Below are 23,323 nucleotides of genomic sequence, written 5' to 3'. Positions count from 1 at the left end.
AAATCTCCCAGCCGATCCGTCGGGTTCCGGTCGGCCGCTCGCCGACGTTCCAACTTTGACACGTCGAAATTAGAACGTCCAGCCTTGACGTGTCAATATTGGAATGTAAGGTGGAGGGCATGAGCCTGAGACACGCGATGCTGGGACTGCTGGCCGATCGTCCCGCCAGCGGTTACGACCTGATGCGGACGTTCGAGACCTCTCTCGCCAACGTCTGGCCGGCGACCCAGAGCCAGGTCTACGGCGAGCTGGCGAAGCTGACGAAGGACGGCCTGCTGGAGGCGGTCTCCGAGGGCCCCCGCGGCCGCAAGGAGTACGCGATCACCGACGGCGGCCTGGTCGAGCTGCGCCGCTGGCTGCTGGAGGACGAGCCGCGCAGGGTCCGCAGCGACGCCCTGCTGAGGGTCTTCTTCCTGAACCGCCTCACCCCGGTCGAGGCCGTCGCCTACCTCCACGGCGAGGCCGAGCGCGCGGCCCGCCAGCACCAGGGCCTCACGGAGGTGGAGCGGAAGGTCGAGTGGGACGACGGGCCGCTCTCGGTCAACGGCCGGCTCGCCCTCGAGTACGGCCTGCGTTTCACCGCCATGCGGGAGGAGTGGGCCCGCTGGGCCGCCGAGGAGTACCGGCTGGCCCGCGGGAGGGCGGCCCGCGAAGTGCCGGCCGGCGCACCGTCCACCGGAGAGGCGGCGAACGCCGGGCAGGGGACCGCGGGGGCCGGGCAGGAGGGATGAGCCGCCGTGCGGCGGCCCCGCCCCCTCACAGACCCGGCGCGCCCCACACGGGGAACCACCGGCTCAGATCCCCCTCGATCCGCAGATCGTCCTCCAGCAGCGCCCGCACCTGGATCTCCAGTGCGTGGTCACGCCGTTCCCGCTCGCCCCGGACCGGGGCGAAGGGGTAGAACGTGCCGCGCTTGTAGAGGTAGACGAGGCCCAGCGACCGCTGCCGGGCGTCGTGGAAGCTCACCAGCGAGCACAGCAGTTGGGGTCCGAACCCGCCTTCCTGAAGGAGCGTGTTGACCGCGTGGAGATCGTTGACCAGAGCCGCCGTGTCCTCCGGGGCGTGCCGTGCGAGCAGCCAGGTGTAGCCGTAGGCGTCCCGGCTGAACTCCACGGGCGCCCCGCCGCGCCCCGTGTCCGCGTCCAGCAGCTCCTGCACCTCCTGCCGCACGCCGTCGAAGGCCCCGCCCTCCACGCTGGCGAAGCACACGGAACCCAGCCCGGTCGGGTCCAGCCCGGCGCCCGCCTCGAGCGTGACGGCCGCGGAGGGCAGGGCGAAGAGCTGATCGAGGTCCGGGCGGACCGGCTTGGTGCGCCCGAGGATGACGTCCAGGAATCCCACGGCTGTACGGCTCCTTCCGGCGGTCTGTGCCGCCCCCTCGTCCCTGCCCGTCCCCCGTCCCGCCCTCCCCCGGCCGCCCGGCATCTCATGCGTTCGCCGCGCGACCTCGGCCCCCGGCCCTCACCCCTGTCCGAGCCGCACCGAGATCCCGGCGAGCTGGTCCAGTCGCTGTTCCAGCGTCGGGTGCGAGGAGAGCAGACCGCTCAGGGTCTCCTTGGAGAAGGCGGGGGCGAACCAGAAGGCGTTGAACGGCTCGGCCTGCCGCAGGTCCCGGGTCGGGATCCGGGCCATCTCCCCGGTGACCTTGGTGAGGGCCGACGCCAGCGCCGACGGCCGGCCCGTCAGCAGTGCGGCCGCCCGGTCGGCCGACAGCTCCCGGTAGCGCGACAGCAGCCGCGTCAGCAGGAAGCTGATGACGTACACCACGGCGCTGACCAGCGGGATCACCACCATCAGCAGGGCGGTGTTGGCATCCCGCCCACCGGCCCGGCGCAGTCCTCCCCACAGCCCGACCCTGGTGATGATCCCGGCCATGACCCCGAGGAACGACGCGATGGTCATCACCGCCACGTCCCGGTGCGCCACGTGCGAGAGCTCATGCGCCAGCACGCCCTCCAGTTCCTCCGGCTCCAGCCGGCGCAACAGCCCCGTCGTCGCGCAGACCAGCGCGTTCTTGCTGTTGCGCCCCGTGGCGAAGGCGTTCGGCACATCACTGTCGGCGACCGCCACCCGCGGCTTGGGCATGTCCGCCAGCGCGCACAGCCGGTCCACCGCGCCGTGCAGCTCCGGCGCCTCCTGCGGGGTGACCTCGCGCGCACCCATGCCGTACGCCGCGATGCGGTCGCTGAACCAGAACTGCGCGACGAACACACCGCCCGCCAGCAGCAGCACGACCGGCCAGGCCCCGCGCAGCAGCACGATCAGGGCGCCGACGAACACCACGTAGAGCAGCCCGATGAAGAACATCGTGGTGACCATGCGGGTGGTCAGCCCGCGGTCGGGAGTGAAACGGGTCTCTCGCACGGTGACCTCCCAGACTCCGTGGAGGCGGAGGCGCCCACAAAGGCTCCCTGTCCCGATTCTCCCTCGCCGCCGGCTTTCCCGACCCTCCCCGTAGGCTCGGGGCATGACCTCGCCCCATCGCCTGAGCACCGTGATCCTCCCCGTCCGCCGCTGGCACGAGGGCGGCCGCGACCAGTGGCTGCGCGCCGAGGAGCTCGGTTTCCACACCGCGTACACCTACGACCACCTCTCCTGGCGCAGCTTCCGCGACGGCCCCTGGTTCGGGGCCGTCCCCACCCTGACCGCCGCGGCCGCGGCGACCTCCCGGATGCGCCTGGGCACCCTGGTCACCTCGCCGAACTTCCGGCACCCGGTCACCCTGGCCAAGGACCTCATCTCGCTGGACGACGTCTCCGGCGGCCGCGTCACCCTGGGCATAGGCGCCGGCGGGTCGGGCTTCGACGCGACGGCGCTGGGGCAGGAGGCGTGGTCGCCCCGGGAACGCGCCGACCGCTTCGCGGAGTTCGTCCCGCTGCTCGACCGGCTGCTGACCGAGGACGCCGTCACCCACCGGGGCACGTTCTACTCGGCCGACGAGGCCCGCAACATCCCCGGCTGCGTCCAGCGGCCGCGGCTGCCCTTCGCCGTCGCCGCCACCGGCCCGCGCGGGCTGCGGCTGGCGGCCCGCCACGGTCAGGCGTGGGTGACGACCGGCGATCCCAAGATCTTCGAGACCGGCACGCCGGAGCAGTCCCGCGCGGCGCTCCGCGCCCAGCTGGGGAAGCTCGCCGCGGCCTGCGACGAAGCCGGCCGGGACGTGGCGGAGCTGGACAAGATCCTGCTCACCGGCTTCACGCCCGACCGCAGCCGCCCGCTGGAGTCCCTGGAGGCGTTCGTCGACTTCGCGGGCGAGCACTTCGCCCTGGGCTTCACCGAGATCGCCGTCCACTGGCCCATTCCGGACTCGGACTTCGCCGCCGACCAGGCGGTCTTCGAGCGGATCGCCACGGAGGCCCTCGACAAGCTGGGGCGCTGACCCGGCGCGGCCGTCCGCGCGTGCGCCCCAGCGCACCGCGTGGCCGAGAATGGGACCGTGACTTCAGCAACCGAGCAGCCCGAGACCCCGGCCGGCCGCCGGAGATCCCCGATACCCCGGCTGATCGCCACCGACCTCGACGGCACCTTGCTGCGGGACGACAAGACGGTCTCGGACCGCACCGTCGCCGCGCTGGCCGCCGCCGAGGCCGCCGGCATCGAGGTCTTCTTCGTCACTGGCCGCCCGACCCGCTGGATGGACGTGGCCAGCGCCCACGTCCACGGCCACGGGCTCGCGATCTGCGCGAACGGTGCCGCCGTCGTGGACCTGCGCGACGGCGGCCGGTTCGTCGAGGTCCGCCCGCTGGAGTCCGCCGACGCCCTCGCCGTCGTGCACCGGCTGCGCGCCGCCGTCCCCGGCACGACGTTCGCCGTCGAGCGCACCACCGGCTTCCACTACGAGCCGCAGTACCCGCCGTTCATGCTCAGCGACGACGCGGTCGTGGCCACCGCCGAGGAGTTCCTCGCCGAGGACGCCCGCGCGTGCGACGGAACCCCCTGCGGCCCCGTCCTCAAGCTGCTCGCCCACCACCCCGGGCTCGCCCCCGACGACTTCCTCGCCCGGGCCCGCGCGGCGGCCGGCGCCCACGGCTCGTTCACCCGCTCCAGCCCGACCGCGCTGCTGGAGATCAGCGGCCCCGGGGTCAGCAAGGCCAGCACGCTGGCCCGGTACTGCGCCGGGCACGGCATCGCGCCCGAGGAGGTCGTGGCCTTCGGGGACATGCCCAACGATCTGGAGATGCTCTCCTGGGCCGGCACCTCGTACGCGATGGCCAACGCCCATCCCGACGTGCTGGCCGCCACCACGCACCGCACCGCCGGCAACAACGACGACGGCGTCGCGGAGATCATCGAGAGGATGCTGCGCGGCCGGTCCTGACCTCGGCCTCACAGGCCCACGCCCCGCCCGCGCAGCCACTCCACCGGATCGACGGAGGACCCGAACTCCGGGCTCGTGCGGACCTCGAAGTGCAGGTGGGGGCCGGTGGAGTTGCCCGTGGTCCCGGAGAGCCCGATCCACTCCCCGGGGCGCACCCGCTGTCCCGGCGCCACGAACACCGCGGCCAGGTGCGCGTACTGCGAGTACCAGCCGCCCGGGTGCCGGACCACCAGGCTGATGCCGAACGCCCCGCCGCAGCCCGCGTCGACCACGGTGCCCGGCCCCACCGAGCGCACCGGGGTGCCGGTCGGGACCGCGAAGTCCTGCCCTGTGTGCGTACCGGACCAGTTCGCGCCGGAGCCGCCGTATCCGGCCGAGAGCCGGTACGAGAGCACGGGGCGCGTCCAGTCGCGTCCGTCCCGGTCCCCCTCCGGGCCCGCGTCCTCGTCCGCCTCCAGGACCTCGCGGTCCACCGGGTCGCAATGGCCGCCGCCCACCGCGGCCGCCGCCATCCCGTCGAGCTCCTCGCGCGCCGCCGCCAGCCGGCCGGTGGCCCCGCCCAGGGTCCGGCGCAGCATCGCCGCGTCCCGGTCCAGGGCCCGCCAGGAGGCCGCGACGGCCTGTTCCTGCAGCTCCAGGGCCCTGCCGCGGTCGTCGGCGTCGCTCAGCCTGCGGGCCAGCCGTTCCCGCCGGCCGGTGTCGGTCTCCTGGAGGGCCAGCAGCTCGAACGGGTCGTCCGAGAAGCGCAGGCTGTCCCGGGCCGTGAACCCGCCGCTGCGGTACTGCGCCCGGGCGGCCGCCCCCGCGTCCTCGCGCAGCACCGACGAGACGAACCGCTGCCCGCTGAGCCGCTGCCGCAGCCGTTCGTCCTCCGCCCCGCGCTCCCGGGCGGCGGGCAGGGCCCTCTCGTAGCGCTCCCTGACCAGCGCCTCCTCCCGGGCGAGGCGGTAGACGTCGGCGCCGGCCCGGGCGAGCCGGTCCGGTGCCCGCACGGCGGCCGAGGGCCCGGAGGCGAGCACCGGGGACATCACGGCGCACAGGGCGCAGAAGGCGCCGGCCGCGCGCCGGTGGGACCGGCACAGGCGCGCCCGGCGGGGACGGGAGGATCGCAGTCGCCGCATGGACGCGATCGTGTCGCGGACCGCGGGGACGCGCTCCCGCAGAGGCCCGTTCGGAGGACGCGGCCCGTCCTCCTTGGAGCGACCCCAGGGCGTGTCCGATGGATCGGTGCGGGCGCTAGAGCGGCGCCTCCCACACCACCCGCGTCCCGCGCCCGTCCAGCCCCGGCCCGTACGCACTGGAGCCGCCCAGCGACTCGGCCCGCTTGGCGAGGTTCCGCAGCCCGCTGCGCCGGCCGCCCTCCGGGATGCCGACGCCGTCGTCCGCGACGCTGAGCCGGACCGCCTCCCGGCCGTCCGGCAGGCGCACCGTCGCGTCGACGACGACCTCGATGCGCGAGGCCCGCGCGTGCCGGAAGGCGTTGGACAGGGCCTCCCGCAGCGCCGCGACGAGGTTCTTCCCGGTGCGCTCGCCGACCTTGGCGTCGACCGCCCCCACGAACGTCGCCGACGGCTGGAAGCCGAGCGGCACCGCCGCCGTGCCGATCTCCCGCAGCACCCGCGTCCGCAGCCCGGCGGGCGCCTCGGCCGGACCCTGCTGGAGGGCGAAGATCGCCGTGCGGATCTCCTGGATGGTCACGTCCAGTTCGTCCACGGCCTGTCCGACCGTGCTCCGCACATCCGGCACCACCGCCCTGCGCTGCGCGCTCTCCAGCAGCAGACCGGTCGCGAACAGCCGCTGGATGACGAGGTCGTGGAGGTCGCGGGCGATGCGGTCGCGGTCCTCGTAGACGGCCAGCCGCTCGCGGTCGCGCTGCGCCTCCGCCAGGACGAGCGCGAGCGCGGCCTGCGCGGCGAACTGGCCCGCCAGGGTGCGCTCGGCGGCCGTGTAAGGGCGGCTGTCCCGGTCGCGGGGGATGGCCAGGGTGCCCAGCACCCGTCCGCCGCTCTTGAGCGGCAGCAGCATGCTCGGCCCGAAGCGCGGGGCCACGCCCGTGATCATGCGGGGGTCGGTGGCCGAGTCCTCGACGAACACCGGCTCGCCCGCGAGGAGCCGGTCGACCACCGGACTGTGCGGCGGTATCACCGTCCCCAGCAGCCCCGCCGGGTCGTCGGCGGAGACGGCCACCATCTCCAGCCCGCCCTCCTTGTCCGGCAGCAGCACGATCCCGGCGGCCGAGTCCGCGAGCCTGCGCGCCTGTTCGGCGACGACGGACAGCGCGTCCTCGGCGTCGCTTCCGGACAGCAGCGCCGTGGTGACCGCCACCGAGCCGTCGATCCAGCGCATGCGCTGGCGGCCCTGCTCGTACACCCGGGCGTTGCCGATCGCGATGCCCGCCTCGGTGGCCAGGATCTTCACCATGTGCAGGTCCGCGACGCCGAACTCGCCGCCGCCGCGCTTCCCGGTCAGATAGAGGTTGCCGAAGATCTCGCCGTCCACCCGGATGGGGACGGCCAGGAAGTCGCCCGGAGCACCGGTGGGCTCGCTCCGGCCCAGCAGGGCGCCCAGCAGCCCCTGGCTGCTGGGGTGCGCTCCGATGCGCCGGTGCTCCTCCTCGGGAACGCCGTAGGTGACGAAGTCGGCGAGCCCCTCGCCGGCGGGGTCGGCGGCCTCCGTGACGGCGATGGCGGCGTAGCGGGCGTCGGCGAGCTCGGCGGCGGTCGCGGCGATCCGGTCGAGTGTGCTGTGCAGCTCCAGCCCGGTGCCGACCGACCGCATGGCCTCCAGGAGTTGGGGGATCCGCGCGGTCAGCTCGGTCGACATGCCCTGGAGGCTCCGGGTGGCCTCCGTGGCGGCGGCCAGCGGGTCCAGGGGTCTCCAGGGCGTGGTGGTGTCCTGGGGACCGGAGAAGTCTTCCGTGGCGGGCATACCCAGAGCCTAATAAGTACCTTTTGCTAGGGAAAGCGACTGATCAACCGAAAGCGGTGGACGCACCATGTCGGCCTCCGCCCGCTCCCGCTCCAGCATCAACCGGAACGTTCCGTCCGCCTCCGCCAGTTCCCGGTACGCACCACGTTCCACGACCCGCCCGCCGTCCAGCACGATCACCTCGTCGACCGCCTCCAGCCCGGCCAGCCGGTGCGTGATCAGCACCGTGGTCCGGCCCTCGGTGGCCGCCAGCAGATCGGCGGTCAGCGCGTCCGCGGTCACCACGTCCAGATGCTCGGCGGGCTCGTCCAGCACCAGCACCGGGAAGTCCGCCAGCAGCGCCCGGGCGAGCGCCAGCCGCTGCCGCTGGCCGCCCGACAAGTGCGCGCCGTGCTCCCCGACCGGCGTGTCCAGCCCCCGGGGCAGCGCCTCGACCCAGTCCAGCAGCCGGGCCGCCCGCAGCGCCTCGCGCAGCCGCGCGTCGTCCGCGTCCGGGCGCGCGAGCCGCAGGTTCTCGCGCAGCGAACTGTCGAAGAGGTGCGCGTCCTGGGCGCACAGGCCCACGAGACGGCGCACGGCGTCGCCGTCCATGCCCGTCGCATCCCGGCCGCCGAGGGCGTACGCCCCCGCATCGGCGTCCAGGAAGCGCAGCAGCACCTGCGCGAGCGTCGTCTTGCCCGCGCCGGACCGCCCGACGACCGCGACCCTGCGGCCCGCCGTCAGCTCCAGGCCGAAGTCCCGCAACGCCGGTTCCGCACGGCCCGGGTAGCGCGCGGTCACGTCCGTCAGGCGCAGCGGGAACGGGGACGACGGCGCCGGCCCCGTCCCGTCGCGCACCGGCTCGGGCGCGTCGAGCACCTCGTACACCCGCTCCGCGGAACGGCGCACCCGCTGGCGGTGCTGGACCGCCAGGGGCAGACCGGTCACCGCCTCGAACGCGGCCAGGGGCGTCAGGACGACGACGGCGAGCCACACGCCGCCCAGCCGGCCGTCGTGGACGGCCGCCACGCCCGTCCAGGCCGCCGCCGCGACGGTCAACCCGCTGATCAGCGTGGTCAGTCCGGAGCCCAGGGCGGTGGCGGCGGAGGCCCGGCGGGCGATGCGGGTCAGGGTGGCGTCCACCCCGCGCAGCCCCGTGAGCCGGGCCGGCAGCGCGCCGGCGACCGTGAGTTCGGCGGTGCCGGACAGCAGGCCCACGACCCCGGCCGACAACTCGCCGCGCACGGGCGCCAGCCGCCGCTCGGCCCGCCGGGCGACGGCGGCCGAGAGCACGGGCACGGCGATCCCCGCGGTCAGCAGACCGGCCGCCAGCACGGCGCCGGCCTCCGGCAGCAGCCAGGCCATGAATCCGACGGACGCGCCGCCCACCAGGACGGCCGAGCCGACCGGCATCAGCCAGCGCAGGAAGTAGTCCTGGAGCGCGTCCACATCGGTGACAAGCCGGGACAGCAGATCGCCGCGGCGGGTGTCGCGCAGCCCGGCGGGGGCCAGCCGCTCCAGCCGCCGGTAGACCGAGACCCGCAGCCCGGCCAGCGCGCGCAGCACCGCGTCGTGGGAGACGAGGCGCTCGGCGTAGCGGAAGACGGAGCGCCCGATGCCGAAGGCGCGCGTCGCGGTGACGGCCACCATCAGATAGAGGACGGGCGGCTGTTGGGAGGCCCGGGAGATCAGCCAGCCGGAGACGGCCATCAGACCGGTCGCGCTGGCCAGGGCGAGGCTGCCGAGCAGCAGGGCGAGCCAGAACCTGCCCTGCCACGGGCGGCCCTCGGCGCGCACGCGGGCCAGCGCGGAACGGGTCCGGGCGCCCTGCCCTCGGCCGGGGGCGTCGCCGGCCGGGCCGGCGGTGACGCCGGACGCCTCGGCGGGCGCGGCGGGCGTCAACGCCGGTACGGGAGCGGCAGATTCCACCGGTTCGCCCAGCCTGACCATCCGGTCGGCGACGGCCAGCAGCGCCGGGCGGTGCACCACCAGCAGCACCGTCCGCCCCTCGGCGAGCCGGCGCACCGCCTCGACGACAGCCGCCTCCGTCTCCCCGTCCAGGTTGGCCGTCGGCTCGTCGAGCAGCAGGACGGGGCGGTCGGCCAGGAACGCCCGTGCCAGGGCGAGGCGTTGGCGCTGACCGGCCGACAGACCGGCTCCGTCCTCGCCGAGGCGGGTGTCAGTGCCGTGCTCCATCATGGAGACGAAATCGAGCGCACCGGCCGCGCGGAGTGCGTCGCGCAGCTGCGCGTCGGTGGCGTCCGGCCGCGCCAGCCGTACGTTCTCGGCGACGGTGCCGGCGAACAGATGGGGCCGCTGCGGGACCCAGGCGACCTGGGCCCGCCAGCTTTCGGGGGAGAGCGATGACAGATCGACACCGTCCACGGACACCCGCCCGCCCGCGGGGCGTTCGAGGCCGAGGAGGACGTTCAGCAGGGTCGACTTGCCGGATCCGCTGGTCCCGGTCAGCGCGACCGTCTCCCCGGGCCGCACCTCGAACGAGGTCTCGGCCAGGGAGGGCCGGTCCCGGCCCGGGTGGCGGACCACCAGCCGGTCGACGGAGAGCACCGCGCCCCGGGCGTCCGGCGCGGGACGGGTGCCCGCGGCCGGCGGTTCGGTCTCCAGCACGGCGAAGACCCGGTCGGCGGCGGCCAGGCCCTCCGCCGCCGCGTGGTACTGGGCGCCCACCTGCCGCAGCGGCAGATACGCCTCGGGCGCCAGGACGAGCACCAGCAGACCGGTGTAGAGGTCGAGTTCGCCGTGCACCAGCCGCATGCCGATGCCCACCGCGACCAGGGCGACCGACAGGGTGGCGAGCAGCTCCAGGGCGAAGGAGGAGAGGAAGGCGATGCGCAGGGTGCGCAGCGTCGCGCGCCGGTAGTCGGCGGTGATGGCGCGGATGGATTCGGCCTGGGCCTTGGCGCGGCCGAAGACCTTGAGCGTCGGCAGCCCGGCGACGACATCGAGGAAGTGCCCGGAGAGCCGGGACAGCAGACGCCATTGGCGGTCCATGCGGGACTGGGTGACCCAGCCGATGAGCACCATGAACAGCGGGATGAGGGGGAGGGTGAGGACGATGACGAGCGCCGAGACCCAGTCGGCGGAGACGATACGGGCCAGGACGGCGACGGGCACCACGACCGCCAGCCCGAGCTGGGGCAGGTAGCGGGCGAAGTAGTCGTCCAGCGCGTCGATCCCCCGGGTGGCCAGGGCGGTCAGCTCGCCGGTGTTCACGGCGCCCGGGCCGAGCCGGGCGGCGTGCTCCAGCAGCCGGCCGCGCAGCTGGGACTTGACCGCGGCGCTCGCCCGGTGCGCGGCGAGTTCGGTGAGCCAGGAGACCAGGGCCCTGCCGGCCGCGGTCGCGGCCAGCAGGGCGAGGGGGGTGGCGAGTTCACCGGCCGTGCGCCCGTGCCGGAAGGCGCCCGTCACGGTCTCGGCGATCACCATCGCCTGGACGACGACCAGTCCGGCCCCGGCCAGCCCCAGGAGCACGGAGGCGGCCAGGAAGGGCCGGGTCGCCGACGCGTACCGGAGCAGCCGGGGGTCTACGGGCCTCATATGCCACCGTTCCTCAGTGAGCTGCGGGAATGTGCTGAGTGCCGATCCTCTGCCGGAAGACCCAGTACGTCCAGGCCTGGTAGGCCAGGATCACGGGGGTCGCGAAGCCCGCGACCCAGGTCATGATCCTCAATGTGTAGGGGCTGGAAGCGGCGTTGGCGACGGTCAGGCTCCACTCCGCGTTGCTGGAGGAGGGCATGACGTCCGGGAAGAGGGCGAGGAAGAGCGTCGCGAAGGCGGCCACGACGGTGAGACCGGACAGGGCGAACGCCCAGCCCTCCCGGCCCCGCCCGTTCATGACCAGCGCGGCGGCCAGCGCCGCCACCGCGACGACCAGGGCAGGCAGGCTGCGCCCGTTGCCCGCGTCGGCCTGGGTCCAGGCGAGGAAGGCCACGGCCAGGACCCCGGCGGCCAGGCCGGAGCGGGTGGCGAAGGCCCTGGCCCGGTGCCGGATGTCACCGACCGTCTTGAGGGCGGCGAAGACCGCGCCGTGGAAGGTGAAGAGGACGAGCGTGAGGAGGCCGCCCAGCAGGGCGTAGGGGCTCAGCAGGTCCCCGACGCCGCCGGTGAAGTTCTTGTCCGGGCCGATCGGCACCCCGCGCACGATGTTGGCGAAGGCGACGCCCCAGAGGAAGGCGGGGATCAACGAGCACCAGAAGATGGCGTGTTCCCAGTTGCGCTGCCAGCGCTCGCCGTCGCGCTTGTGCCGGTACTCGAAGGCGACGCCGCGCACGATCAGGCAGACCAGGACGACGAGCAGCGGCAGGTAGAAGCCGCTGAAGAGGGTGGCGTACCAGTCGGGGAAGGCCGCGAAAGTGGCGCCGCCGGCAGTGAGGAGCCAGACCTCGTTGGCGTCCCAGACGGGGCCGATCGTATTGATCAGCACCCGTCGTTCGGTGCGGTCCCGGGCAAGTGCCTTGGTGAGCACGCCGATGCCGAAGTCGAAGCCCTCGAGGAAGAAGTAGCCCGTCCACAGGACGGCTATCAGCAGGAACCAGAAGTCGTGGAGGTGCATGGTCGGTTCTCCGTTCCGCCGGTCGTTCGCGTCCGCGGCCGCGTCAGTAGGCGAAGGTCATCGGCTTGTCGGCGTCCTCGGCGGCCCGGTCCGCACCGGACCCGCCGGAGGGCAGGCGCAGCCTGGGGTCCTTGGCCGGGGGCTTCTCGTCCGTGTCGGGCCCGGCCTTGGCGTACTTGGCCATCAGCTTGACCTCGACGACCGCGAGCACCGCGTACAGGCCGGTGAACACCAGCAGGGAGGTGAGGACTTCGCCCTGGCTCACGCCCGGGGAGACCGCGTCGCCCGTCTTCATCTGCCCGTAGACGGCCCAGGGCTGCCGGCCCATCTCGGTGAAGATCCAGCCGAAGGAGTTGGCGATCAGCGGGAAGCCCAGGGTGAGGATGCCGACGCGCCAGGACCACTTGGTCAGGAAGGGGCCCATTTCCCGGGACTTGGTGAGCATCAGGGCCGGGATCTCGTCCTCGCCCCGGCGGCGCTCCGGCGCCAGCCAGAACTTCCGCCGGGTGGTCCACAGTCCGATCAGGCCCACGACGAACGAGGTCATCCCGAAGCCGATCATGAGGCGGAAGCCCCAGAAGGTCATGAAGACGCTGGGGATGTAGTCCTCCGGCTTGCCGCCGTAGCGCGCCGCCTCCTGGGCCGCGACGTCGTTGATGCCGGGGACGGACTCGGTGAAGTTGCTGTGGGCGAGGAAGGAGAGGAGACCGGGTATCTCGATCTCCACGCTGTTGTGGCCCTTGGAGACGTCGCCGACCGCGAAGACAGAGAAGGGCGCGGGGGCGCGCGTCTCCCACAGGGCCTCGGCGGCGGCCATCTTCATGGGCTGCTGCTCGTACATCACCTTGCCCAGCGCGTCACCACTGATCGCCGTGCCCAGACCGGCGATCACCGCCACGACCAGGCCGACGCGCAGCGAGGTCAGCATGGCCGGCAGTTGCTTGCGCTGCTTCTCGCCGAGCTCCTCGCCCCGCAGTTGCCTGCGCTTGGCGCGCCACAGGTGGAGGGAGGAGATGCCGATGACGAACGCCGCGCCGGTGATGAAGGCGGCGGTGAGGGTGTGGAAGACCACGACCAGGGTGGTGTTCTGGGTGAGGACGGCCCAGATGTCGGTGAGCTGGGCCCTGCCCGTCGCCTTGTCGACCGTGTAGCCGACCGGGTGCTGCATCCAGGAGTTGGCGGCGAGGATGAAGTACGAGGACAGGACGGTGCCCAGGGCCACGATCCAGATGCACGCGCAGTGGATCTTCTTGGGCAGCTTGTCCCAGCCGAAGATCCACAGGCCGATGAAGGTGGACTCGAAGAAGAAGGCCAGCAGGGCCTCCATCGCGAGCGGCGCCCCGAAGACGTCACCGACGAAGCGGGAGTAGTCCGACCAGTTCATGCCGAACTGGAACTCCTGCACGATGCCGGTGACCACCCCCATCGCGATGTTGATCAGAAAGAGCTTTCCCCAGAACTTCGTGGCGTGGAAGTACTTCTCCTTGCCCGTGCGCACCCAGGCCGTCTCCAGGCCGGCGGTGATCGCCGCGAGACTGATCGTGAGGGGGACGAAGAGGAAGTGGTAGACGGTGGTGATGCCGAACTGCCAGCGCGCCAGAGTCTCCGGCGCCAGGGCCAGGTTCACCGCGGTCCCTCCTTGCATCGTGCGTCACCGGTGTCTCGTACCGGTGCTTCGCCGGCGGCCTTTCGCCAGCACTTTGCACCCTTTGTCCCGGTGAAAGCGGAACATAAGGGATGAGCTTGTGAACGCGTTCACATTCACAAGCATTATGACGCACCCGCTTTTCGGTCATGTATCCGGGGTACCCCACTGGACCCTTGCGACGGCCGGGGGTCGCTGCACCAGCAGCAGAAAGGGCGCCGCACCCCGGACGGGGTGCGGCGCCCTTCGCCACAACTGCCACAACTGCCGCTGCGGCAGCTACAGCTGCTTGCGGAACTCCTCGGCGGCCTTCAGGAAGAGGGTGTTCGCCTCGGTCTCACCGATCGTGATCCGCACCCCGTCCGGGGCGAACGGCCGGACGATCACGCCGCCGCGCTCGCACGCCTCCGCGAAGTCGGCCGTGCGCTCCCCCAACCGCAGCCAGACGAAGTTGGCGTGGCTCTCGGGCACCGTCCAGCCCTGCCCCACCAGCCCCTCGACCACCCGCGTCCGCTCCTCCACCAGTGCCTCCACCCGCTCGGCCAGCGCCTCCTCGCTGCGCAGCGACGCGATGGCGGCCTCCTGGGAGATCTGGGTCACGCCGAACGGCACGGCGGTCTTGCGCAGCGCCGCCGCGACCGGGTCGTGCGCGACGGCGAAGCCCACCCGGAGCCCGGCCAGCCCGTAGGCCTTGGAGAAGGTGCGCAGCACACAGACGTTGGGGCGGTCCCGGTAGAGGTCGATGCCGTCGGGCACGTCCTCGTCCCGGATGAACTCGCGGTAGGCCTCGTCCAGCACGATCAGGATGTCGGAGGGCACCCGGTCGAGGAAGGCCTCCAGCTCCGCCCGGCGGATCACCGTGCCGGTGGGGTTGTTCGGATTGCAGACGAAGATGAGCCGCGTCCGGTCGGTGATCGCGGCGGCCATCGCGTCCAGGTCGTGTCCCTCGTCCTCGGTCAGCGGGACCGGAACGGGAGTGGCACCCGCGATCTGCGTGACGATCGGGTACGCCTCGAAGGAGCGCCAGGCGAAGATGACCTCGTCACCGGGGCCGGAGGTCGACTGGACGAGCTGCTGGGCGATGCCGACCGAGCCGGTGCCCGTCGCCAGATGGGAGATCGGCACGTCGAAACGGTCCGAGAGCTCGGCCAGCAGACCGGCGCACGCCAGGTCCGGATACCGGTTGAACCCGGCCGCGGCGGCCACCGCGCGCTCCATGACGCCGGGCAGCGGCGGATACGGGTTCTCGTTGGAGGACAGCTTGTAGGCGGCCGGGCCTCCGTCGGCGGCCGGCCGACCGGGCTTGTAGGACGGAACGCTGTCCAGCGCGGGGCGCAGCTTTGGGGTCTTGTCGGTCACCGCGGATCCTCCTCCACATCCCTGAATACTGCACACCTTATGAGGATTGCCCCGGGTGGCGTCCAGATGTGAGGTCGCGCGAACTGTCCTGGCGTGCGCCCTGGCGGGCGCCCTGGCGCGCATCCCCCGTGAAGGTGAGTTGAAGGCACCCCGCACCCCGGGGCCGCCACCGGACGTAGATATGCCAGGGGCCAACGGTTCACCGTCTCCCCCGACAACCACCTGCACTTCCATGGTCATTGACGGGTATCGATCGTGCAGAAACGTGCCTGTCAACTCCAAAATACGGCGCCCCGCCGGACAAGCTCCCGAGCCCTACTATCGGCTCGCCATGACAGCAGCAGGGAAGCATCAAGTGAGCCGGACGGACCCCGCCCGGCGAGGCACCCGGCAGGGGCGGGCGGGCATCCGGGACGTGGCCGCCGCCGCCGGTGTCTCGATCACGACCGTCTCCGACGCGCTCAACGGCAAGGGGCGGCTGCCGGACGCGACCCGCCGCCACGTCCGCGAGGTCGCCGACCGGCTGGGCTACCGCCCCTCCGCCGCCGCCCGCACCCTCCGTACGGGCAAGTCCGGCCTCATCGGCCTGACCGTGACCACATATGGGGATGAACCTTTCACCTTCACCGAGTTCGCCTATTTCGCCGAGATGGCCCGGGCCGCCACCTCCGCCGCGCTCGCCCGCGGCTACGCCCTGGTCATCCTGCCCGCGACCTCCCGGCACGACGTCTGGTCCAACGTCGCCCTCGACGGCACCGTCGTGATCGACCCCTCCGACCACGACCCGGTCGTCTCGGACCTGGTGCGCCAGGGCATCCCGGTGGTCTCCGACGGCCGCCCGGCCGGCAGCCTCCCGGTCACCGCCTGGGTGGACAACGACCACAAGGCCGCCGTCCTGGGCATCCTCGACCACCTCGCCGCCGCGGGCGCCCGCCGCATCGGGCTGCTCACCGGCACCAGCACCGACACCTACACCCGCCTGTCCACCGACGCGTACCTGCACTGGTGCGAGCGGATCGGCCAGGACCCGGTCTACGAGGAGTACCCGGCCCACGACCCGTGCGCCGGCGCCGTCGCCGCCGACCGGCTGCTCGCCCGCGCCGACCGGCCCGACGCGGTGTACGGGCTCTTCGACCCCAACGGCACCGATCTGCTGGCCGCCGCCCGCCGCTACGGCCTGCGCGTCCCGGACGACCTGCTGCTCGTCTGCTGCAGCGAGTCCGTCGTCTACGCCACCACCGAACCGCCCATCACCACGCTCTCGCTCAAGCCCCGGCGCATCGGCACGGCGGTCGTCCAGCTGCTCATCGACGCCATCGAGGGCCTGGACAACGGGCGGCCGGTGGAGCAGGTGATACCCACGGAGCTGATCGTCCGGACGTCCTCCGAGCGGCGCCCGCCGCGCACCACGGTCAGCCCTCCGCGCGGTCCGGCCCCCGGCTGACCGCCCGCTGCCGGGCGGCCGTCAACCGCGCGCACCCTATGGGTCACCACACATGGACGCCTCGCCCGGCGCTAACGAAACGGACATTAGTGGAGAAAAAACAGGTGAACCCGGGCTCCCGCCCCGATTGACGGCCCCTGGTGCGTCACAAGCCGCGACGGTCATTCCTATGATGGGCGCACGACACCACGGGCCGCCGCGACCAGGCAGGGTCCACAAGGTGCACTGCGGCGCGACGGTGGAGGGGTCGATGGCTCAGGGGGCCGGACAAGGACCTGTGGCAGGGACCACGGAGGCGGTGACGCCGTACCCGGGGTACGCCGCCCCTCCTCCCCTGCAGGGATACACCCATCCCCTGCCCCCCGCCCACCTCGGCGCCGAGGACCCGCACCTCGGCGGCTACACGCCCACCGCCCGTGACCTGCCGGTCATCGAGCGCCAGCCGTACGCCGCCGACCCGCACGACGTCCCCACCGTCGAGCTCACCCCCATCACCGTCCCCCAGGCGCAGCCGCAGCCGTTGCCGAGCGGCCCCGGCCCGCTCTACGTCGTCGGCGACGTCCACGGATACCTCGACGAGCTCTACGCGGCGCTCGCCGCCGAGGGCATCGTCGACGCGAACGGCCACTGGGCCGCCGGCAACACCCGGCTGTGGTTCCTCGGCGACTTCACCGACCGCGGCCCGGACGGCGTCGGCGTCATCGACCTGGTCATGCGGCTCTCCGCCGAGGCCGCCGCGGCCGGCGGCTACTGCAAGGCCCTGATGGGCAACCACGAGCTGCTGCTCATCGGCGCCAAGCGGTTCGGCGACACCCCCGTGAGCTCCGGCGCCGGCACGGCCTCCTTCCAGGCCGCCTGGCTGCTCAACGGCGGCCAGCGCACGGACATGGAGCGCCTGGAGGACCACCACCTCCAGTGGATGTCCCGGCTCGACGCCATGGCCGAGGAGGACGGGCACCTGCTCGTCCACTCCGACACCACCGCCTACCTCGACTACGGCGACTCCATCGAGGCCGTCAACGACGCGGTGACCGAGGCGCTCCAGCGCAACGACCCGGACGAGTGCTGGGAGCTGTTCCGCAAGTTCACCAAGCGCTTCGCCTTCCGCGACGAGGCGGGCGGGATGGCCGCCCGCGAGCTGCTGGAGACCTACGGCGGCAGCCGTGTCGTCCACGGCCACAGCCCCATCCCGTACCTCCTCGGCGAGGTCCCGGGCGAGGAGGCGGACGGCGAGGAGAGCGCGCCCGTCGTGGACGGCCCGCACCTCTACGCGGACGGCCTCGCCCTCGCCATGGACGGCGGGGTCACGATGGCCGGAAAACTGCTGGTGGTGCAACTCCCACTGGCCGGCTGAGGGTTCACCGCGCCGGACGCGGGCATGGGTGGAGTTCCACGGGGAGTTCCACCGCCGCGGGGGAATTCGCGAAACGCACTGTCACCCCGCACCGGTGCGGCTCTACCATCGGCTTATCCGTAGCAGGCTCTCCTCCGTTTCCGCCCGCTGCCGGCGCCGCCCGCGCCAAGGGCCCTACGGAGCATCGGGGGATGCACATGAACAGCGCTCCGCACCTACTGGCCGAGGACCGCCCGGAATTCGAGCGGATCCTGGACCTGGCGCTGCGTTCGGCGAACCGCGACCCGGAGATCGGCACGCTGCTCGCCGCGTCGGGGCAGCGCCTCGACACCGAACAGCTGCGCCTCATGGCCGTCCAGGCCATGGCCGCCATTTCCGCCTGCGCCATGACGGAATACCGGAACTTCGTCCGGGCGCGGGAGGAGCTGCGCAACCGGTCCGCCGAGGGCCGCGGCGAGACCGCGGACGACGCGGCGGACGACGGTTCCGGGGGCGCGGGGGCCGCCGCGATGCTCACCGTGCTGGCCCCGGTCCTCGCGGGGATCGCCGCGCTCCTGTTCCTGATCATCGGGTACGCACTGAAGGCCGTCGGGACGGAGGGGGCCGTGTCCGGCCCGATGGTCACCGTCGGCTGGTGGTTCGCCGGTCTGACCGCCGCCGCGGCGCTGGTCGCCATGGGAGCGCTGCTGTTCACGGCGGTGCGCAACGGCCGCCCCGGGGCGGGTGGGCCGGGAGGGCCCGGCGACGGCCTCGACGCGGAGGCGGAGCGCGCCCGGGAGATCTGGCACGACGCCCTGCTCCGCCGCGGCGTCCTGCCCTTCCTCCGCGAGACACTGGCCAACTCCGCGACGCGGCCCGGCGTTCCGCACGGCCGGGAGCCGCACGAGAGCCACAGCCGGCTCGGCTATACACCCCCCGGTTTCTCCAGCCACGAGGACAGCCCGAGCCCGCACACCCGGCCGAGCTTCACGAGTCCGGACTTCACGAGTCCGGAGTTGGGCGGGCAGGAGCGGCGGAGGGAGTGAGGGCGGTACGCCGGGAGGTCTTTTACCGTTCACGAATCGCCCGGCGCAGGAAATTCACCTGAACCACCCTCCATAGGGCGAACGTCCGTTTATGCACGGGCAATTGGCGCGGGGGGCTGGCCTACGGTCCGGTGGTGGAGGTGATGCTCATCATGAGCGCACAGAACATGCCGCCGAACCGGTCGGCGGAGCAGCAGGACGCCATCGACGTCAACGACTTCGTCTACGCGGCGACTGGAGCACGGGTCCGGCGGTTGACGTTGCCGGACGGAAGTCACTGGTTCCCGGCGGCCGACGTAGCGGGCGAACTCGGATACGCGAACACACGGGCCGCCCTCAGCCAGCACGTGCCCGACGAGTTCTCCATGCGGCTCGACGAGCTTGCTCAAGGTGTAACTGGGAGCGACACCTTGCGCAAACATGCAGGTCACGGGCTTCAGAGGTCGATGAGGATGGTGAATCTGCAGGGTCTGATCCGGCTGGTGAACGGCTGCACAAAACCGGAGGCGGAGCCGTTCAAGCGGTGGGTGACCGAGGTCATCGTCACCATCCAGCGGGACGGCTCGTACCACTTGGAGAAGGCCGAAGTTCAGACGTCGGCCGCCCCTGCGTACGCCGTACCGCACCAAATGGCCGACGTACTCGCGCGGTTGGAGGAGCGCAATCTCCAGCTCATCGAGGAACTCGCCGCCGTACGACGCGAAGCGGCCCAGGGGCGAACGGAGGTCATCGAGGTACTCCGGGACATCGCGGACCGTCTTCCCTCCGCACGGTCGTCCGAGGCGCCACGTCCCCGCGTGACAGCGGAGTCGGTACTCAGCGGCTGGCGGTCCAACAACCTCGTGATCACCAACGACATCTGGGCCGTTGGCGCGTACATCCTCCCTGCCATCATCGAGCGCGGCGAGGCGGGCTATCCGCTGGACGCGATCGCCGCCCGCACCGGACTGTCCGTCCACCGCGTCCATGACTCGCTGCGGATGATGCAGAAGCGGGGGTGCATCCGGCAGACCGGCATGCGAGGCGACGGGACTCCCGTCTACGCGCTCAAGTAGCGGAGACGACGGGTCGGGCCCGAAGTCACAAATCCAAGTTGCGGCTTCGGGCCCGCCCGAACTGTAGCGGTTCTTTCCCCCGCTGCCTGCGGAAACGTCGAGACCATAACGTCCAGTTACGGTCTCGACAACTCTCACCTACTCCGCCAACGGCAAATACACCCGATTCCCCGCCTCCGCGAACTCCCGCGACTTCTCCGCCATCCCGGCCTCGATCTCGGCCGCCCCCATGTCCCCGCCGTGTTCCCGGCGGATGTCCTGCGAGATCTTCATCGAGCAGAACTTGGGACCGCACATCGAGCAGAAGTGCGCCGTCTTCGCCGGCTCCGCCGGGAGCGTCGCGTCGTGGAAGGCGCGGGCCGTGTCCGGGTCGAGGGCCAGGTTGAACTGGTCCTCCCAGCGGAATTCGAAACGGGCGTCCGAGAGGGCGTCGTCCCATTCCTGGGCGCCGGGATGGCCCTTGGCCAGGTCCGCGGCGTGCGCGGCGATCTTGTAGGTGATGACGCCGGTCTTCACGTCGTCACGGTCCGGCAGACCCAGGTGCTCCTTGGGCGTGACGTAGCAGAGCATCGCCGTGCCCCACCAGGCGATCATCGCGGCGCCGATGCCCGAGGTGATGTGGTCGTAGGCCGGGGCGACGTCCGTGGTCAGCGGGCCGAGGGTGTAGAACGGGGCCTCCTCGCAGATCTCCTGCTGGAGGTCGATGTTCTCCTTGATCTTGTGCATCGGGACATGGCCCGGGCCCTCGATCATCGTCTGGACGTTGTGCCGCTTGGCGATGGTGTTGAGCTCGCCCAGGGTCCTCAGCTCGGCGAACTGCGCCTCGTCGTTCGCGTCCGCGATGGAGCCGGGGCGGAGGCCGTCGCCGAGCGAGTACGTCACGTCGTAGGCCGCGAGGATCTCGCAGAGCTCCTCGAAGTTCTCGTAGAGGAACGACTCCTTGTGGTGCGCCAGGCACCACGCGGCCATGATCGAGCCGCCGCGGGAGACGATGCCGGTCTTGCGGCGGGCGGTCAGCGGGACGTAGCGCAGCAGGACGCCGGCGTGGACGGTCATGTAGTCCACGCCCTGTTCGGCCTGCTCGATGACCGTGTCCTTGTAGATCTCCCAGGTGAGTTCCTCGGCCCTGCCGTCCACCTTCTCCAGTGCCTGGTAGAGCGGCACCGTGCCGATGGGAACGGGCGAGTTGCGCAGCACCCACTCACGAGTGGTGTGGATGTTGCGCCCGGTGGACAGGTCCATCACCGTGTCCGCGCCCCAGCGGGTGGCCCAGGTCATCTTCTCGACCTCCTCCTCGATGGAGGAGGTGACGGCCGAGTTGCCGATGTTGGCGTTCACCTTGACCAGGAACTTCTTGCCGATGATCATCGGCTCGGTCTCGGGGTGGTTCACATTGGCAGGCAGCACGGCGCGCCCGGCCGCGATCTCCTCGCGGACGGTCTCCGGGGAGACGCCCTCCCGGAGGGCGACGTACTCCATCTCCTCGGTGATCTCCCCCCGCCTGGCGTAGGCGAGTTGGGTCACGGCGGCGCCGGAGCGCCCCCGGCGCGGCAGCCGGGGCCGGCCCGGGAAGACCGCGTCGAGGTTCCTGAGGCCGCCGCGCGGCGAGGTGTGCTTGATGCCGTCGTCCTCGGGGCGCACGGGCCGCCCCGCGTACTCCTCGGTGTCGCCGCGCCCGATGATCCAGTTCTCGCGCAGCGGCGCGAGGCCCCGGCGGACATCGGTGTCGACGGCCGGGTCCGTGTACGGGCCGGAGGTGTCGTACAGGCGGACGTCGCGGCCGTTGGTGAGGTGGACCCGGCGCACCGGGACCCTCAGGTCCGGGCGGGAGCCGGTGACGTAGTCCTTGTGCCAACCGATCTGTCCGGTCTGCCCGTTTCGCTCCCCTGCCTGCCCCTCGACGGACGGGTCGGCAGACGTGCGTGCGTCCTGCGTGGTCATGAGACCGTAACTCCCTACGCCGGCATTACCCGGTAACAGGTTCGGCGGTCGACGCAGCGGTTCCCGTACCGTTCGTACGGAGGTCAGCGCCCTCTCAGCCCGGTGCTCCGAGCTCCCGCGATTGCAAAGGTGCCACAACGCTAGCGCCTTCCCGCGCCGGAGGGCCAGAGGGGGTTGCGATGATCGGGCGATGAGCACCAGCGATCCACTGCCGCCCCCTCGGCAGCCCTCCCCCGGCCAGGGACGTCACGGCCGGGGGAACAACCGTGGGAACGCCCCTGAGGACGGCCCCGGGAACGGCCAGGAGCACGGCAGCCGTGGACACGGGCACGCGCACAGCCATGGACACAGCCATGGACACGGCCATGGGCATGGGCACGGGCATGGGCACAGCCATGGCCCGGCCGCGCCCGTCTCCGCGCATCTGCGCAAGGTGATCGCGGCCGTGCTGATCCCCTTCGCCGCCGCGGTCGCGGTGGGGCTCGTCGTGCTCTGGCCGGGGGGCGCGCCGCCGCACCAGCACACCGGCGTCGGCCTCGACCAGCACATGGAGTCGGGGCGCGTGGTGAAGGTGGAGGAGACGGATTGCGCCACCCCCGGTACGGGTCAACCGGGGCAGGCAGGCCGGCCGGGACAGGCGGGGGCGCAGGGACAGCAGGGGGCGACGGGTCCGGGCGCCGCCGAGCGGAGTTCCTGCCGGTCGGCGGTCGTCGAGGTCACCTCCGGTCCGGACAAGGGGCGTTCGTTCACCGAGGTCGTGCACCCCGGCGCGCCGCGGCAGTACACCGTGGGGCAGCGGGTCGTGCTCGCCTATGCGCCCAAGGCGCCGGAGAACCTGCGCTATTCGGTCACGGATGTGGACCGGGACGTGCCGATGGCCCTGCTGGCCGGGATGTTCGCCCTGGCGGTAGTGGTCATCGGACGGCTGCGCGGAGTCTTCGCGCTGGTGGCCCTCGCCATCAGTTTCGGGGTGCTGACGCTGTTCATCCTGCCGGCCGTGCTCCAGGGTTCGGACCCGCTGCTGGTGGCCGTGGTCGGCGGCAGCGCGATCATGCTGATCGCGCTCTACATGTGCCACGGCCTCAACGCCCGTACGTCCGTGGCCGTTCTGGGGACGCTCACCTCGCTGCTGGTCATCGGCCTGCTGGGGGCGGGGTTCATCGACTGGGCGCACCTGACCGGCAATACCGACGACCAGACGGGCCTGGTGCACGGCCTCTATCCGGGGATCGAGATCAAGGGACTGCTGCTCGCGGGGATCATCATCGGTTCGCTGGGCGTGCTGGACGACGTGACGGTCACCCAGACCTCCGCGGTGTGGGAGCTGAAGGAGGCGGACCCGCACGCGAGTTGGCGGAAACTGTACGGTGCGGCGATGCGCATCGGGCGGGACCATATCGCCTCTGTCGTCAACACGCTCGTGATGGCGTACGCCGGTGCGTCACTGCCGTTGCTCCTGTTGTTCTCGATCGCGGACAGCGGGGTGGGCACGGTGGCCACGAGCGAGGTGGTGGCCGAAGAGATCGTGCGGACGCTGGTCGGCAGCATCGGCCTGGTGCTCTCGGTACCGGTGACGACGGTGCTGGCGGCGCTCGTTGTCAGTGCCGACCGGCACACTGTGACCACGGGTTCCCGCCCCGCGGCGGGGGGCCGTGCGAGGTCCGGGGGAGGACGACGCCGCCGGGCACGGCGATGAAGGCGC

At 72.1% G+C, this 23,323-nt stretch carries 17 protein-coding genes and 1 riboswitch; of the genes, 8 read left to right on the top strand and 9 right to left on the bottom strand.

What is annotated here, in order from left to right; genetic code table 11:
* Positions 1-119 precede the first annotated feature (119 nt).
* A complete protein-coding gene (locus AB8735_RS19830; protein ID WP_344028976.1) occupies positions 120-731 on the top strand; it encodes a PadR family transcriptional regulator in 612 nt (203 codons plus the stop codon).
* Between the two features lie 25 nt (positions 732-756).
* On the opposite strand, the gene AB8735_RS19825 is transcribed toward AB8735_RS19830, so the two are convergent.
* Positions 757-1,341, bottom strand: a complete 585-nt coding sequence (locus AB8735_RS19825; protein ID WP_344028973.1) for a hypothetical protein — start codon at positions 1,339-1,341, stop codon at positions 757-759.
* Positions 1,342-1,461: 120 nt separating this feature from the next.
* A complete protein-coding gene (gene htpX / locus AB8735_RS19820) occupies positions 1,462-2,364 on the bottom strand; it encodes a zinc metalloprotease HtpX (protein WP_372408648.1) in 903 nt (300 codons plus the stop codon).
* A 103-nt stretch (positions 2,365-2,467) separates the two neighbouring features.
* On the opposite strand from htpX, the gene AB8735_RS19815 reads away from it, so the two are divergent.
* On the top strand, positions 2,468-3,379 hold the full coding sequence (locus AB8735_RS19815) for an LLM class flavin-dependent oxidoreductase (protein ID WP_372408647.1): 912 nt from the start codon (positions 2,468-2,470) through the stop codon (positions 3,377-3,379).
* 57 nt (positions 3,380-3,436) lie between these two features.
* On the top strand, positions 3,437-4,318 hold the full coding sequence (locus AB8735_RS19810) for an HAD family hydrolase (RefSeq protein WP_372408646.1): 882 nt from the start codon (positions 3,437-3,439) through the stop codon (positions 4,316-4,318).
* An 8-nt stretch (positions 4,319-4,326) separates the two neighbouring features.
* On the opposite strand, the gene AB8735_RS19805 is transcribed toward AB8735_RS19810, so the two are convergent.
* From AB8735_RS19805 to hisC, 6 genes are all read right to left on the bottom strand, one after another.
* On the bottom strand, positions 4,327-5,439 hold the full coding sequence (locus tag AB8735_RS19805) for a peptidoglycan DD-metalloendopeptidase family protein (protein ID WP_372408645.1): 1,113 nt from the start codon (positions 5,437-5,439) through the stop codon (positions 4,327-4,329).
* 115 nt (positions 5,440-5,554) lie between these two features.
* Positions 5,555-7,246 carry a GAF domain-containing sensor histidine kinase gene (locus AB8735_RS19800; RefSeq protein WP_372408644.1) on the bottom strand — a complete coding sequence of 564 codons (1,692 nt, stop codon included), beginning with the start codon at positions 7,244-7,246 and terminating at the stop codon, positions 5,555-5,557.
* Positions 7,247-7,255: 9 nt separating this feature from the next.
* Positions 7,256-10,783 carry a thiol reductant ABC exporter subunit CydD gene (cydD, locus tag AB8735_RS19795; RefSeq protein ID WP_372408643.1) on the bottom strand — a complete coding sequence of 1,176 codons (3,528 nt, stop codon included), beginning with the start codon at positions 10,781-10,783 and terminating at the stop codon, positions 7,256-7,258.
* A 13-nt stretch (positions 10,784-10,796) separates the two neighbouring features.
* Complete coding sequence (cydB, locus tag AB8735_RS19790) at positions 10,797-11,798, bottom strand: cytochrome d ubiquinol oxidase subunit II (RefSeq protein WP_372408642.1); 1,002 nt, start codon at positions 11,796-11,798, stop codon at positions 10,797-10,799.
* 43 nt (positions 11,799-11,841) lie between these two features.
* Positions 11,842-13,425: a cytochrome ubiquinol oxidase subunit I gene (locus AB8735_RS19785; protein WP_372408641.1), complete on the bottom strand. Its 1,584-nt coding sequence runs from the start codon at positions 13,423-13,425 to the stop codon at positions 11,842-11,844.
* Between the two features lie 297 nt (positions 13,426-13,722).
* On the bottom strand, positions 13,723-14,802 hold the full coding sequence (gene hisC / locus AB8735_RS19780; protein ID WP_372408640.1) for a histidinol-phosphate transaminase: 1,080 nt from the start codon (positions 14,800-14,802) through the stop codon (positions 13,723-13,725).
* Positions 14,803-15,133: 331 nt separating this feature from the next.
* On the opposite strand from hisC, the gene AB8735_RS19775 reads away from it, so the two are divergent.
* The 4 genes from AB8735_RS19775 (at position 15,134) to AB8735_RS19760 (ending at position 19,680) form a co-directional block, all read left to right on the top strand.
* Positions 15,134-16,246 (top strand): LacI family DNA-binding transcriptional regulator, encoded by a 1,113-nt coding sequence (locus AB8735_RS19775; RefSeq protein WP_344028944.1) that lies wholly within the window; start codon positions 15,134-15,136, stop codon positions 16,244-16,246.
* Between the two features lie 250 nt (positions 16,247-16,496).
* The gene (locus tag AB8735_RS19770; protein WP_344028941.1) at positions 16,497-17,600 is read left to right on the top strand and encodes a metallophosphoesterase; all 1,104 of its coding nucleotides are present in this window, start codon (positions 16,497-16,499) and stop codon (positions 17,598-17,600) included.
* Between the two features lie 191 nt (positions 17,601-17,791).
* Positions 17,792-18,625 (top strand): hypothetical protein, encoded by an 834-nt coding sequence (locus AB8735_RS19765; protein WP_372408639.1) that lies wholly within the window; start codon positions 17,792-17,794, stop codon positions 18,623-18,625.
* 152 nt (positions 18,626-18,777) lie between these two features.
* A complete protein-coding gene (locus AB8735_RS19760) occupies positions 18,778-19,680 on the top strand; it encodes a Bro-N domain-containing protein (protein WP_372408638.1) in 903 nt (300 codons plus the stop codon).
* A gap of 138 nt (positions 19,681-19,818) precedes the next feature.
* Here AB8735_RS19760 and thiC read toward each other — a convergent pair whose 3' ends face one another.
* Complete coding sequence (gene thiC / locus AB8735_RS19755) at positions 19,819-21,621, bottom strand: phosphomethylpyrimidine synthase ThiC (protein WP_344028932.1); 1,803 nt, start codon at positions 21,619-21,621, stop codon at positions 19,819-19,821.
* Positions 21,616-21,750: riboswitch (TPP riboswitch) on the bottom strand. It overlaps the preceding gene by 6 nt.
* 61 nt (positions 21,751-21,811) lie before the next feature.
* On the opposite strand from thiC, the gene AB8735_RS19750 reads away from it, so the two are divergent.
* Positions 21,812-23,317 carry a YibE/F family protein gene (locus tag AB8735_RS19750; RefSeq protein WP_372408637.1) on the top strand — a complete coding sequence of 502 codons (1,506 nt, stop codon included), beginning with the start codon at positions 21,812-21,814 and terminating at the stop codon, positions 23,315-23,317.
* The last annotated feature ends 6 nt before the right edge of the window (positions 23,318-23,323 follow it).

This window comes from Streptomyces luteireticuli (genome assembly GCF_041519305.1).
GTDB lineage: Bacteria > Actinomycetota > Actinomycetes > Streptomycetales > Streptomycetaceae > Streptomyces > Streptomyces luteireticuli.
The sequence above is the reverse complement of the archived record's forward strand: the minus strand, read 5'-3'. Positions and strand labels throughout refer to the sequence as shown.

Excerpts from the sequence above, each read along its gene's own strand:
- AB8735_RS19830 (WP_344028976.1), top strand. The coding sequence starts at position 120 with ATGAGCCTGAGACACGCGATGCTGGGACTGCTGGCCGATCGTCCCGCC.
- AB8735_RS19815 (WP_372408647.1), top strand. The coding sequence starts at position 2,468 with ATGACCTCGCCCCATCGCCTGAGCACCGTGATCCTCCCCGTCCGCCGC.
- AB8735_RS19805 (WP_372408645.1), bottom strand. The coding sequence starts at position 5,439 with ATGCGGCGACTGCGATCCTCCCGTCCCCGCCGGGCGCGCCTGTGCCGG.
- AB8735_RS19800 (WP_372408644.1), bottom strand. The coding sequence starts at position 7,246 with ATGCCCGCCACGGAAGACTTCTCCGGTCCCCAGGACACCACCACGCCC.
- cydD (WP_372408643.1), bottom strand. The coding sequence starts at position 10,783 with ATGAGGCCCGTAGACCCCCGGCTGCTCCGGTACGCGTCGGCGACCCGG.
- cydB (WP_372408642.1), bottom strand. The coding sequence starts at position 11,798 with ATGCACCTCCACGACTTCTGGTTCCTGCTGATAGCCGTCCTGTGGACG.
- AB8735_RS19775 (WP_344028944.1), top strand. The coding sequence starts at position 15,134 with ATGACAGCAGCAGGGAAGCATCAAGTGAGCCGGACGGACCCCGCCCGG.
- AB8735_RS19770 (WP_344028941.1), top strand. The coding sequence starts at position 16,497 with ATGGCTCAGGGGGCCGGACAAGGACCTGTGGCAGGGACCACGGAGGCG.
- AB8735_RS19765 (WP_372408639.1), top strand. The coding sequence starts at position 17,792 with ATGCACATGAACAGCGCTCCGCACCTACTGGCCGAGGACCGCCCGGAA.
- AB8735_RS19760 (WP_372408638.1), top strand. The coding sequence starts at position 18,778 with ATGAGCGCACAGAACATGCCGCCGAACCGGTCGGCGGAGCAGCAGGAC.
- thiC (WP_344028932.1), bottom strand. The coding sequence starts at position 21,621 with ATGACCACGCAGGACGCACGCACGTCTGCCGACCCGTCCGTCGAGGGG.
- AB8735_RS19750 (WP_372408637.1), top strand. The coding sequence starts at position 21,812 with ATGAGCACCAGCGATCCACTGCCGCCCCCTCGGCAGCCCTCCCCCGGC.